Annotated in this window: 15 protein-coding genes; 4 read left to right on the top strand and 11 right to left on the bottom strand. The window is 49.9% G+C overall.

The genetic code is table 11. The features are described 5' to 3' along the window. Positions 1–67: 67 nt before the first annotated feature. Genes OGV57_RS04335 through yoaJ form a run of 3 tightly spaced genes read left to right on the top strand, consistent with a single transcriptional unit; the run spans position 68 to position 1,316 of the window. The gene (locus OGV57_RS04335) at positions 68–1,093 is read left to right on the top strand and encodes a sensor domain-containing diguanylate cyclase (protein ID WP_003030727.1); all 1,026 of its coding nucleotides are present in this window, start codon (positions 68–70) and stop codon (positions 1,091–1,093) included. A 47-nt stretch (positions 1,094–1,140) separates the two neighbouring features. After that, positions 1,141–1,239 (top strand): YoaK family small membrane protein, encoded by a 99-nt coding sequence (locus tag OGV57_RS04330; protein ID WP_032941789.1) that lies wholly within the window; start codon positions 1,141–1,143, stop codon positions 1,237–1,239. Between the two features lie 2 nt (positions 1,240–1,241). Beyond that, positions 1,242–1,316, top strand: coding sequence for a protein YoaJ (gene yoaJ, locus OGV57_RS04325; protein WP_099530266.1), 75 nt, complete (start codon positions 1,242–1,244; stop codon positions 1,314–1,316). 49 nt (positions 1,317–1,365) lie between these two features. Here the strand turns inward: yoaJ and OGV57_RS04320 are convergent, their stop codons facing one another. Then, on the bottom strand, positions 1,366–1,614 hold the full coding sequence (locus OGV57_RS04320; RefSeq protein ID WP_003030729.1) for a GlsB/YeaQ/YmgE family stress response membrane protein: 249 nt from the start codon (positions 1,612–1,614) through the stop codon (positions 1,366–1,368). A gap of 360 nt (positions 1,615–1,974) precedes the next feature. On the opposite strand from OGV57_RS04320, the gene fdhF reads away from it, so the two are divergent. Continuing rightward, on the top strand, positions 1,975–4,122 hold the full coding sequence (gene fdhF / locus OGV57_RS04315) for a formate dehydrogenase subunit alpha (protein WP_016150099.1): 2,148 nt from the start codon (positions 1,975–1,977) through the stop codon (positions 4,120–4,122). A 53-nt stretch (positions 4,123–4,175) separates the two neighbouring features. Here the strand turns inward: fdhF and OGV57_RS04310 are convergent, their stop codons facing one another. The 10 genes from OGV57_RS04310 to OGV57_RS04265 form a co-directional block, all read right to left on the bottom strand. Next, on the bottom strand, positions 4,176–4,820 hold the full coding sequence (locus OGV57_RS04310) for a hypothetical protein (protein WP_046670783.1): 645 nt from the start codon (positions 4,818–4,820) through the stop codon (positions 4,176–4,178). A 216-nt stretch (positions 4,821–5,036) separates the two neighbouring features. Continuing rightward, positions 5,037–5,219: a DUF1869 domain-containing protein gene (locus OGV57_RS04305; protein WP_003840863.1), complete on the bottom strand. Its 183-nt coding sequence runs from the start codon at positions 5,217–5,219 to the stop codon at positions 5,037–5,039. 3 nt (positions 5,220–5,222) lie between these two features. After that, positions 5,223–5,585: a DUF1971 domain-containing protein YeaR gene (gene yeaR / locus OGV57_RS04300; protein WP_003030735.1), complete on the bottom strand. Its 363-nt coding sequence runs from the start codon at positions 5,583–5,585 to the stop codon at positions 5,223–5,225. Positions 5,586–5,759: 174 nt separating this feature from the next. Beyond that, positions 5,760–6,398 carry a leucine efflux protein LeuE gene (leuE, locus tag OGV57_RS04295; protein ID WP_016152793.1) on the bottom strand — a complete coding sequence of 213 codons (639 nt, stop codon included), beginning with the start codon at positions 6,396–6,398 and terminating at the stop codon, positions 5,760–5,762. Positions 6,399–6,537: 139 nt separating this feature from the next. Then, a complete protein-coding gene (gene zinT, locus OGV57_RS04290) occupies positions 6,538–7,188 on the bottom strand; it encodes a metal-binding protein ZinT (protein ID WP_003840861.1) in 651 nt (216 codons plus the stop codon). A gap of 87 nt (positions 7,189–7,275) precedes the next feature. Beyond that, positions 7,276–7,866 carry an ATP-binding cassette domain-containing protein gene (locus OGV57_RS04285; protein WP_054528299.1) on the bottom strand — a complete coding sequence of 197 codons (591 nt, stop codon included), beginning with the start codon at positions 7,864–7,866 and terminating at the stop codon, positions 7,276–7,278. Further along, the gene (locus tag OGV57_RS04280) at positions 7,850–8,644 is read right to left on the bottom strand and encodes an ATP-binding cassette domain-containing protein (protein WP_003840859.1); all 795 of its coding nucleotides are present in this window, start codon (positions 8,642–8,644) and stop codon (positions 7,850–7,852) included. The genes OGV57_RS04285 and OGV57_RS04280 overlap by 17 nt, the downstream gene beginning before the upstream one ends. Then, positions 8,638–9,450, bottom strand: a complete 813-nt coding sequence (locus OGV57_RS04275) for an ABC transporter permease (protein WP_003030742.1) — start codon at positions 9,448–9,450, stop codon at positions 8,638–8,640. Before OGV57_RS04275 ends, OGV57_RS04280 begins: the two co-directional genes overlap by 7 nt. Continuing rightward, complete coding sequence (locus OGV57_RS04270; RefSeq protein WP_032936455.1) at positions 9,440–10,414, bottom strand: ABC transporter permease; 975 nt, start codon at positions 10,412–10,414, stop codon at positions 9,440–9,442. Before OGV57_RS04270 ends, OGV57_RS04275 begins: the two co-directional genes overlap by 11 nt. After that, entirely contained in the window at positions 10,414–12,036 is a 1,623-nt protein-coding gene (locus OGV57_RS04265; RefSeq protein ID WP_054528297.1) for an ABC transporter substrate-binding protein, read from the bottom strand. Before OGV57_RS04265 ends, OGV57_RS04270 begins: the two co-directional genes overlap by 1 nt. Positions 12,037–12,389 lie beyond the last annotated feature (353 nt).

Here is a 12,389-nt window from a genome sequence, read left to right as displayed (position 1 = left end):
CTTGCTCCCTGATGTTCTATCATGCGCCCACGCCAGCCTTGTCATCACTCAGGAGTATTTACACCTCATGTCGGACATGATCCTTGCCAGAGTCTCACAATCCTTAGCCACGGAGCAGTCAGTTGAGAGTCTGGTACGCCAACTTCTGGAAATGCTGGAAGTAGTGACTGAGATGGAATCTACATACTTGACCAAGGTCGATCTGGATGCCCGTCTGCAGCATATTCTGTATGCGCGTAATAGCTGCCAAATGCAGATCCCCGAAGGGCTGTCCGTACCGTGGGATGAAACGCTGTGCAAACGCGCTATTGAGGAAAACTGTCTGTACAGCGACAACGTGCCCGCACGATGGCCGGAATGTACCGCCGCTCGCGCACTGGACATCACCACTTTTCTGAGTACTCCCGTTCATCTTCCGGACGGAACGTTTTACGGAACGCTCTGCGCCACCAGTCGCCGCCAGCATGCGTTAAGCGAACGTGGTGAACAGGTGTTGCATCTGTTTGCCGGACTAATCGCCCAGTCTATTCAAAAAGAGTCGCTGGTTGCTCAGTTACGTGAAGCGAACGCTGCGCTGATTGCTCACTCCTACACCGATGCCCTGACCGGATTACCGAATCGGCGCGCAATTTTTGAAAATGTAGAGACCCTTTTTTCGCTCGCCCGCCACCTCAGGCAGAAGATAGTTGTCGCCTATATCGATTTGGATGATTTCAAATTGATAAATGACCGCTTTGGTCACGAGGTTGGCGACCAGTTCCTGATCCAGATTGGCCACCGCCTGCTGCGTAAATGTAGTGATAATGACATTCTCGGTCGACTGGGCGGTGACGAATTTTTAGTCGCTCGCCTGTCGCCGGAAGATGACAGGGAGCAACGTGTTCGTCTGCAGCAGGTGAAACATCAGTTGCAGCAGCAAATTTGCGGCGACTATCACCTGGGCGATATTCATCTGTTTTATCCTGGTGCCAGTCTGGGCGTGGTGGAAATTGATCCGCTGGAGACTGATGTAAACTGTGCGCTTCATCTCGCAGACAGCGCAATGTACAAGGATAAAAAGCGTCAGGATAAAACCGCTTTTGTCGTACATTAACCCCTGCTATGCTGACTCGTCTTTAAATAACTCTGGTAGATAATCGTATGCGACTCGGTATTATTTTCCCTGTCATTATTTTCATTTCCGCTGTCGTTTTCTTATCCTGGTTTTTTATTGGCGGTTACGCTGCGCCTGGAGCATAACGATGAAAAAAACAACGCTTATTATGATTGGCGTGGCTATCATCGTGGTTCTGGGCACGGAACTGGGGTGGTGGTAACCAAAGAAAAAGGCCACTTATCAGTGGCCTCTATTGTCTGCATGTTTACTTAACTTTTGACTTTTCTATAGATAAACAACACCACAATCGCACCGATAACCGCTACGACAAAACTACCAAAGTTGAAACCATCAACTTTACCAAAACCAAAGAAGGTACTGATCCAGCCACCTACTACCGCACCGACAACCCCTAAGATGATGGTCATAAAGAATCCGCCGCCATCTTTACCCGGCATAATCCATTTTGCCAAAATCCCAGCGATAAGACCGAAAATCACCCATGAAATAATGCCCATAATATCCCTCACTTATGTTTTTAAGTTAACGATTCGCTCGTTGTATAAAAGCATAGCATAGCGCTGAAAAATTAAAATTTGTGATCGGTATCACCTGCTATTTTCATCTTTTTCTGATCTTTCATAAGGTTAAACCATTCGATGGAGACATTTTCCCTGACGTAGCTCGTCATTAATGTCGAATCGTCAGTCATTCTGCTTTACTCATTCGCCCTCAGTCCCTGCAATTACTAGGTTTTCACTTCTGGCACGATTTATGCTTAAACAGCCGGTCACTATGACAAATCGTAGTCCGCGATGCGTATCGCGCGGCTCCGTTTACAATTCGCGCTATTTCAGCATTTAACAGGTCTGTTATTGATGAAAAAAATCACCAGTGTATGCCCATACTGTGGGGCCGGGTGCAAGCTCAAGCTTGTTGTTGAGAATAACAAAATCATCCGCGCCGAGGCCGCAGAGGGTGTAACGAACCAAAATCAGTTATGCCTGAAAGGCTACTATGGTTGGGATTTTCTTAACGACACTCGCCTTCTGACTCCCCGTCTGACTCGCCCGATGATCCGTTATGAAAAAGGTGGAAAATTCACTCCCGTTAGCTGGGATGAAGCCATTCGTTACACCGCAAAACGCTTATCTGAAATCAAAAATACCTATGGCCCCCGCGCCATTATGACCACCGGGTCTTCACGTGGAACAGGGAATGAAACCAACTACGTGATGCAAAAATTCGCACGTGGCGTTCTCCATACCAATAATGTCGATTGCTGCGCCCGTGTCTGTCACGGCCCTTCCGTTGCCGGGTTACAGGAAACATTAGGCAATGGCGCCATGAGCAATTCCATCAGCGACATTGAAAACTCAAAATGTCTGCTGATCTTTGGCTATAACTGCGCCGACTCGCACCCGATCGTGGCTCGCAGGGTAATTAAAGCTCGCCAGAATGGCGCAAAAATCATTGTCTGTGACCCACGTCGTATTGAAACTGCTCGTATCGCTGACCAACATTTGCAGTTAAAAAACGGTTGTAATATGGCACTGGTTAACGCCTTTGGCCATGTCCTCATCGAAGAGCAACTCTACGATCGCGAGTATGTACAAAAGCATGCGGAAGGACTGGAAACATACTGGGAAACCGTGAAGGACTATGCGCCTGAAGCCGTTGAACATTTAACGGGTGTTCCCGCACAGCAGGTTCGTCAGGCGATGCGTACATTTGCCGCAGCGCCATCGGCAACCGTGATGTGGGGAATGGGCGTCACCCAGTTTGGCCAGGCCGTTGACGTGGTTCGTGGTTTGTCGAGCCTGGCGTTGCTGACCGGCAATCTGGGACGTCCTAACGTCGGCGTTGGGCCGGTGCGTGGGCAGAATAACGTGCAAGGCGCGTGCGATATGGGGGTACTGCCTAACCAGTTCCCTGGGTATCAGGACGTGACCGATTTCACCGTCAGGGAGAAATTCGCCAACGCCTGGGGCATTGACGTTAATCAGATGGATGACAAGGTTGGGACGCGCATCACCGAAGTTCCGCATCTGGCTATTGAAGGCAAAATTAAAGCCTACTACATCATGGGGGAGGATCCGTTGCAAACCGAGGCCGATTTAGGTCTGGTCCGCGAAGGGTTTAACGCGCTCGATTTTATTGTCGTGCAGGATATCTTCATGACCAAGACAGCGGAAATGGCCGACGTCCTCCTGCCGGCCACCTCCTGGGGTGAACACGGTGGCGTCTTTACCTGCGCCGATCGTGGATTCCAGCGTTTTGAAAAAGCGATTGAACCCTCAGGTGATGTCAAGCGTGACTGGGAGATCATCAGCCTGCTGGCCAGTGAAATGGGCTATCCCATGCGGTATCAAAGTAACCAGCAAATCTGGGATGAGATGCGCGAGCTGTGCCCGCTGTTCTACGGCGTAACCTATGAGAAAATGGGTGAAATGGGGCATGTTCAGTGGCCATGTCCGGAGCTCGATCACCCCGGCACACCTTACCTTTACGCGAACAGCCAGTTTGATACCGCCAATGGCAAAGGCAAACTGTTTGCCGCACAATGGCGAGCGCCCGCAGAAGTTCCTGATGAAAAGTATCCGCTGGTCCTGTGTACAGTGCGTGAAGTTGGGCACTACTCTTGTCGTTCAATGACCGGCAACTGCGCAGCGCTGCAAGCCCTGGCAGATGAGCCTGGGTATGTGCAAATCAATACTCATGATGCAGAAAAACTGGGTATTCGTCATCGTGACCTGGTATGGGTCAGCTCGCGTCGTGGTAAGGTCATCAGCCGCGCGGATGTATCCGAGCGTATCAATACCGGAACGGTGTATATGACCTATCAATGGTGGATTGGTGCGTGTAACGAGTTAACCCAGGATAACCTCGATCCTATTTCGAAAACGCCGGAAACCAAATATTGCGCCGTAAGTATTGAGCACATTAGCGATCAGGGATGGGCTGAAAAGTATGCCGCACAGACGTATAGCGACATGAAATCACGCTTGTGCGAGGCCATTGCGTAAGTCACCTCGCTAACCGCCTGAGTCTGGTCATTCCAGACTCAGGTATTTTCCCGTTACTTCGCCAGCTGTGGTTCACTAAAGCGAATGGCAGCAGATTCTTCCTGCTTATCCCGCTGCATAAAACCGAGGTTCATAAGGAACAATCCCACCATAAACGGGAGTTCATACAGCTCTTCAATGAGATCGCCGTACTGCGCGTTGTGCAAAAAGATAGGGGCCAGCAGACGATGATGCTCTACCGTATCGGAGATCAAAAATGCACAGGTGGTGATCGCTAACAGCCCTAGCGGCAGCGGTTCATTGCGTAAGCGACGGGCTATATCCTGGCGTAAGCGTTTTGATATCAGGACAGGCAGAATAATCATTGCAATCAATACCACTGAGATAACTCTGAACAGAAGTTTAGGGTGCTCGGGGAAATAATCACGGCCCCAACTGGTACTGCGACCCAGCAACACCAACCACCACACAGCCGCCCAAAGCCAAAATTGTTTCTCGCCTTCAGGACGTGATAAAGGCCGGATGTAGCTGAGAGTAAAAAGCGCTCCAAACAGCAGCCATAACGCCTGGCCATTCTCAATCCATCTGACGACAGTACCGTTGAGCAAAGGTAGATTCCAGTTCGCAGTGAACGGGATCGCTACGATGATCAGCCCAAGAATGAAAGTGGGTAATGTTAGTCGGGTATTCAGTTTCATAAGCGAGGTTCTGTATTGTGACTGTTTCACGATCATAACCCCTGTGAATGATCCAACATTAGCAATCAATGCGGATTTCTTAAGGTATTCTTAAGAAATCTTTTTCCGGATATTTCCAGGTTTAACACGGATAAAAAAACCGCTCTGCGCCAGAGAAACGCAGTGCGGTTTATAAATCAAAAACGAAAATATGCAATCAGAGGCAGAGGCTAACATCTACCAGCCGCAGACGTCGTGCTCATTCTCGGTATCGTATGAACGTACCGTATTGACCAGGTCTTTAACCACTTCAGCGGCCACATCCGGAATCAACAGCGTCATCGGCGCTTCAGTTTCATAATCGACTGACACGCCGTTGCTGTTATTGGTCACTGTTACGGTATAGGTTGCTTTGCCCATGATTTACTCCTTGCCGGTGCGCACGACTTTTCGTTGATTCGCGCTCTCCATCAGAACTTCCGGGGCAACGAAAAAATCGATATTAAAGTAAGTGTCGTCGGTCATCACTTCGATGTTATGCCATTTTTCCGGTGGAAAAACGCCAAACTGACCGGCTTCAATAACCATCACCTCTACGGGCTCCGGGCTATGTTCATCTGCGTATCCGAGATATTTGACCGCCCCCTGCATAACCGAAAGTCGAGGGTAAACCCCGGCACGGGTTCCTTTATCAAGGTGGCGTTCGAAAATTCCGGCAGGTGCCGTTTCTTTGTTCCAGAATGGAGTAGAGCGTGTATGGATATGGTTCTGTGGAATTTGAAGCATTTTTCTTCCCTTTTCCAGTCGACAACCAGCGAGTTCTTACTGAACCGCTGCTGTACACAGGGTACGCCTCATAATATTCATTTGAAATACCATTTATTGGTTATAACAATACAATTATAAATGAATTGCAGGGTGTAATATTGAAGGCCCGCCGTAACCAACGGGCCAATGGCGTCACGACTGAAGCGTGGCCAGACGAGCGGCAAAACCAACAAAAATCAGACCAATAAGGGAATTACCCACTTTGGCCAGCTTTTTCTTCGTACGGATATACTGCGTCACGAACGCGCCGGAGAAAATAAGAAAGCTCAGGTAGAAAAAGCTCACTATCTCAAGCGTAATAGCCAAAATAAAGAATGACAGCCCTGAGTGCGGCGCATTGACATCAATAAACTGCACGAAGAACGAAACATAAAAAAGAATAGCTTTAGGATTCGTCAGGCTCAGAATTAACGCACGTTTAAAAATAGCGCCAAACGGGACTTCTTCAGGCGCGGCATCGCTTGCTTTCGATTTCAGTGTTGCATACAGGATCTTCGCACCGAGGTACAGCAGATAAAACGCGCCAAGATAGCGAACGATGTTGAACAAAACGGGCGTTGTTTTGATCAATGCGGCAACTCCGGCATAGGCCAAAAACATTAACACGGCATCGCCGATAAACACACCGCTTGCGGCGAGATAACCGCCCTTCACTCCCCGACCAACGCTGTTCTTCAACACAAATATCGTATTTGGCCCCGGTACCAGCACGATAAAAATAGCCCCCACCAGATACGTCCAGTAATTCAGAACTCCATACTCTGCGAACACGTTAACCTCTTCCTGAAAAAACACATGCACTTGCTGCGAGACAATATGCTAACGAATGCATCGGGTGATGGAAAGAGAAGGTTATGAATTAAAAAACCCGCCACTGGTGACGGGTGTGTACAGATAAGGTTAGCCCGGATTAATGGTGCAGCATCTCATCCACAACCTCTTCTCCCTTCAACTGGTAAGGGTAGTAGGTCGGCCAGTTTTCCATCTCTTCAAGCAAGGCTGCCTGCGAGGTATTTCCCATAAAAATATGGAAGTGGCTCGATTTACGCGGCGCGATAATATGATCGCTGAATTGCACGTATTTAGGTGCTTTGCTGTTAGCGTCTTTACACTCAAACAGATAACGTACACCTTTCTTGCCTGACTTATAGTGCAGAATTTTATAACCGGCGTAGTCGTATTTACATGATGCAACCTGATTACCGGTGTGAAATTCCATTACGTCATTTTCGATGCCGATGGTGTCTACGTTGGTTGCATAACCTTTACGGTAGTAATCTTTAATTTGTTCTGCCGTTTTGCTTTTGTCTTTCTCAGCTTTCTTTTTGAAGACCGGATCAAGCTCGCCGCTGACCAGATACGGATAGACAGATTGCCACATGCCATCCCAGTCGGTCAGCGCCCTATTTTGCACCTGGTTATCATCAAAAACCCCTTCCGACGCCTTTTGTTCTGCTTCGCTCATCGGCGCACCATGGGAATGATGACCGTGCGCCATAACCGAACCACTGACTACAAGCATCCCCAGAGCAATTGTCAGTTTTTTAATACAAATAGCCAAAATTTCACCCTCAAATCATTTGCGAGTGAATGTTATAATATAACATATCAATTTAATCAATAGATCAGCTACAAGCCTTATCTCATTTCACGTTACAAGGAGTTTGCTGGAACAAAGCTGCTCAAGCAGGGCCTGTTGATGGCTGATAATCAGCATAGCCAATGGCCGACGCTGGCATTCTTCAAGCAGCAGCGCCCAGATATCCCGTTGAATGGAAGGATCGAGCTGGGCGGTAATTTCATCAGCAATAAGAAAACGTGTCCGCGGGTCCAGCGCACGAAGTAAAGCAATTCGCGCCAGTTCACCGCCAGAAAGTTGTCCGGGGCGGCGAGTTAACCACTCTGGGTTGATGTGAAGACGGGTAAGCATTTCAGCATCCGGTCGCCAGGCATCATGAACCGCATCACCGGTGCTGCGTCGGGGGTTAAAAGTTAATTCCGGATGCTGTGGCACCAGTTGCACCGGGCAATACTGGTGCATCGGTAACGGTTGTTCATCAACCAGAATGTCACCCGAAGTTGGTTTCTGCCAGCCCGCCAGTACGCGTCCCAGCGTCGTTTTGCCCGTCCCACTTTGCGCACAAATCCCAATACGTTCTCCAGGGTGTAGAGAGAAGGTCAGATTTTGCCACAGAACCTTTTCTCCCTGACGGATTGTTACATCACGACAGCACAACATCGCGCTCTCCAAAAAGTTGATTTCTTTCAGGCAGCGCCCGCCATTGTCGTTGCAGATGTTCGCTAATCTCTCCGCGTAACAGCTGTTCCCGGCTGACGTTATCCGACACCCTTCCCTGATGCAGCGCGACAATACGATCCGCATGGCGGGCCGCCAGCGTGAGGTCATGCGTTACCCATAAAACGCCAGCCCCTTGCTCACATTGCTCACGCAACTGTTCAAGGAGTTGATTAGCCAGAGGTGCATCAAGCCAGGCGGTAATTTCATCCGCCAGAATATAGCGAGCCTGACTCAGAGACGCATGACAGGCCAGGACACGTTTCGCCATACCGCCTGAAAGCTGGCGCGGAAAAGCATCTAATACGCGACTTTCCAGTCGGCTACGCTGGAGCAATCGTTCAATTTTTCCGGCATTCCATTGTTGGCCAGAAAGCTGGCATGCCCTGCGCAGATGCTTTTCAATCGAGAGCAGCGGGTTAAGCGCCTGAACGCCTTGCGGGACATAGCTGAAGGTATTGCCACGACATTTGCGAATATCATCGCTGTTCAGCGTTTTTCCCTCCAGCGTGATAGTGCCCTGGAAGCGCAAATTCTCCGGTAAGAGATCGAGCAGGCATTGCAGCAGCAGGCTCTTACCCTCCCCGCTTCCTCCCACTAACGCCACCATTTGACCCGGTGCCACGTCGAAAGAGATATCCTGCAACAGCGAAGACCAGTTTCTCGCGCCATACCAGCGATAACGCGCCACCTCCAGCGAGACCTGTCTTAAACTCAACATGCGTCACCTCGTAACCATAAACGATGTACCGCCCTTGCGAGCTGATCGAATAACATCACCAGACTGAACAGCATCAGTCCCGGAAACAGCACCAACCACCAATCGCCATGACTGATAAATCTCAGCGCATCCGCCAGCAGCAGTCCCAGTGACGGTTCATGCGGTGCCAGCCCAAAACCGAGGAAGCTTAACGCCGCACTGTGCAACACCGCGTGGGGAAACATCAGTAGTGTTCCCGTTAGCCATTGAGGTAATAAGGCGGGTAGATAGTGATGTCGCCAGCAGTAAAAATGGCCGTGCCCCAGGCGCCAGGTCAGCGTCAAGTAGTCACTGTGGGCCACGCGCTGCGCTTCAGCACGCAGGATTAGCGCCAAACGCGGCCAGTGGGTCAGCGCAACCGCCATAATCACGCCGTTTTTCCCACCGCCCAGCGTAAAACAGATCAAAATGAGCAACAGCAGATGCGGCATCGACAGCATGGCATCGGTAATCAGGCGCATAAGCACATCCAGACGCGGATGTATGCGCGAAACCGCCGCCATCACTAACGCGATGAAACCGCTGCACAATGCCGCGCCAATACCAATTTGCAGACTGGTTAGTGCCCCCTGAAAACAACGGATCCACAGGTCGCGACCAAGGTTATCGGTGCCAAACCAGTACAGCGCATCAGGCGGTAAATGCCGGGCAAGCAGATTAACGCTCAACGGGTTATCCAGCATTGCGGCACCATACACTGCAATGAATAACAGGCAGCTAAAAGAGAGCAAAAGACGAATCAGCGTCGGCGTCGGGTTATAGAGCATCAGGTCGTTCCAGAGCACGGTTCAACATACGGACAAGCCAGGTAGACAGCGAGTTACCAATAAACACCAATACGGTACTGAACAATACAATTCCCATCAGTAACGGCAGATCTCCACGTAATCCGGCATCAATAGTGGCCTGCCCCAGTCCCGGGTAAGCAAAGACTTTTTCGGCCAATAATGCGCCTCCCAACAGCTCCCCCAGCGAGGCAAACTGCAAACACAGCGCAGGCGTAATTGCATGACGCAGAACCTGATGGCGTAACAGTGACCAGCCTTTATCTCCCTGAGAACGCGCAAAACGGACAAAATCGCTTTTCATCACGCTGGCGATGCTTTCCCGTGTATGAAGCGTAATTTGTCCCAGTCCCAGCAAACTGAGCGCGCAAACGGGAAGCACCAGATGGCGCAGACGCTCAGTCAGCGTCGCCATATCGCCGCTATTGCCCGGCTCCCACGCGCAGCAGACCGGAAATACCGGCCAGCGCACGGCAAATAATGCCAGCAACAGCATGCCAATCCAGAAGGTCGGCAGCGAAGAAAGCAGATAACTGAGGCGACAGATTGCTTTATCCGGCCAGCGATTCAGGTAGCGACCCGCGACAAACCCCATTGCCGTTCCCAATATGCCAGAGAGTAGCCACGCGCCACCAAGCAGCGCAAACGAAGTCGCAAAGCGCTCCTTGATCACGCTGGCAACCGGCGCGTTAAACAACATTGAGTAGCCGAGATCGCCCTGTAATACACGGCCAAACCAGTGACCAAAACGCTCCCATAGCGGTTGGTCCAATCCCCAGCGAGCCGCGATACGCGCATATTGCTCCGGCGGCACATGCAGGAGATCGTTGCCGATATAAGCCCGAATAGGATCGACCGGAGAAAAGCTGAGCAGCACAAAAGTGCCAGCCGCAACCAGCACTAATAACACTATCAGCCGTAGAAAATGGCCCACAACAGACTTCATCAACGGCAGGTCCAGGTCCATTCATCCAGATTATTGAGCAGTGACCAGCTACCGTGAATCTCCGGTGCGCCTTTACCTAAGTCAATACACGGATTTGCCAGGTAGGTATGCTGAATATTCAGCAGCCATGCCCAGGCAGCATCGCCCTGCACGCCAGCCCCTTGCTTGCCATCCCACTCAACTTGTTGCCAGAACGGCAACGCTTTTTGCCAGTCCGGAGCGTCAATTGCCTGTTTAAGATGCTGCTCAACGACAGGATTGCTGTAATAGCCTGGATTGTAGTATTCCACGCCCGCAGCCTGATTACTGTAGTGATGGAAAAGCTCCATCGGATCCAGACTTCCCCAGCCAAACAGCGTCGGGTTGGCATGCATATGCCGCTCAACAGTTTCCCAGCTCCCGGATTGCAGAGAAATCTGAATACCCACTGGCTCCAGCATCGCACGTACGGCTTCGGCTAAATCCCGGCGTGTACTGTCACCGCTGGCGTACCACAACGTTAAGCGAGCCTCTTTACCGTCCTTCACGCGTACGCCGTCTTTACCCACCTTCCAGCCGGCTTCTTCAAGAATCGTTCGCGCTTTTTCGCTATCGCCATCTTTGAACGCAACTGATTGTCCCTGCCATGGCAGACCCTGAACCGCGCTATACGCCGGAATCGCATGACCTTCCATGACCTGATCGGCAAGCTGCTTACGGTCGATGGCGTAGTTGATGGCGCGCCTGATGGCAACATCGGCAGTGATATCGTTCCCAATCGGATAGCCATTGGCGTCTTTTTTACCTGCAGGAACCATCGGGAACACAATGCCGCGGTTTTCCACGCTGTCGCGTACCCAAAGTTTCAAATTTTTCTGCTGAGGAGCGACCGCCATCGACGGCGCGATACGTACGAGTCCCAGTTGGCCACTACGCGCTGCGGCATAAGCGTTATCTTCATCAAGGAAGACAAACACCAGCTTACTGAAATCATTTTTCTTACCGGCATACCAGGGGTTAGCCTCAACGATCAACTGCTGCCCCGGCTGAAAACTCACCAGTCGATACGGACCCGCGCCAATCGGATTTTTAGCGAATGTTTTTTCGTCATACCGTTTTTGCGGAACAATTCCTAATGAACCCAGCACGTTCACAAAGGTACTTTGCGGGCTACGCAACGTAATTTCTACCGTGCGGTTATCTTTCAGACTGGCATGGGTGAAGTTTCCCATGTCGATTTTGCCGCCGCTTTTTGCTGCTTTGTTATAGGTGAACACCACATCTTCAGCGGTTAACGGCGAACCATCAGAGAATTTAAGGTCAGGTTTTAACATCAACGTCCAGGTTTTGCCGTCTGCGCTGGTCTCTACTTTTTCCGTCAGCAGGTTTCCCCAGCTCATATCTGCATTTTGTTTTAATAATGGTGCATGCAAAAGCAGATAGCTGCCATGACTCCAGCCCAACATCGGGTCAAAACCTTCCGTTGGCTCCGGTCCAATTGCCAGTTTTAACGTCTGCCCTTCGCTCGCATTTTGCGCGGCGAGAAGTGGTGAGGTTAATGCGAGAGTCAATACGCACGTAAGCAGTGCCAGCTTGCCTTTGATCATTATGTTATCCAGATTTACGTTATTTTTATGCTGCATAACGATTTACAGTCGTTAAGCAGTCTCCTGGGGAAGGGATTATGGCGGACAGAAATGACGAAAAAAATGATGCGGCGCAGAAAAGTATGACGATTTTCTAAAATTATCATACTTTTTTTCTGATACTCCGTTATGAGTACGATGTGAATCTCAAAATATAGATTAATCCCTCGCCATTTATTCAAAGGAATATTAATCCCTATCTAATAATTACTCATGCGGACTATTTACCCTTCCTGCTATTTCCTTATCTAAAATTCATGACAATTTATGTATATTTATTCAAAAAAAACACCAGAAGTGACAAGTTATGTAAATTTGTAATGATAATTATTTGTATTATCATTACGATC

This window comes from Citrobacter sp. Cf087 (genome assembly GCF_030334285.1).
Lineage (GTDB): Bacteria > Pseudomonadota > Gammaproteobacteria > Enterobacterales > Enterobacteriaceae > Citrobacter > Citrobacter freundii.
This window is presented reverse-complemented; position numbering and strand designations above follow the sequence as displayed.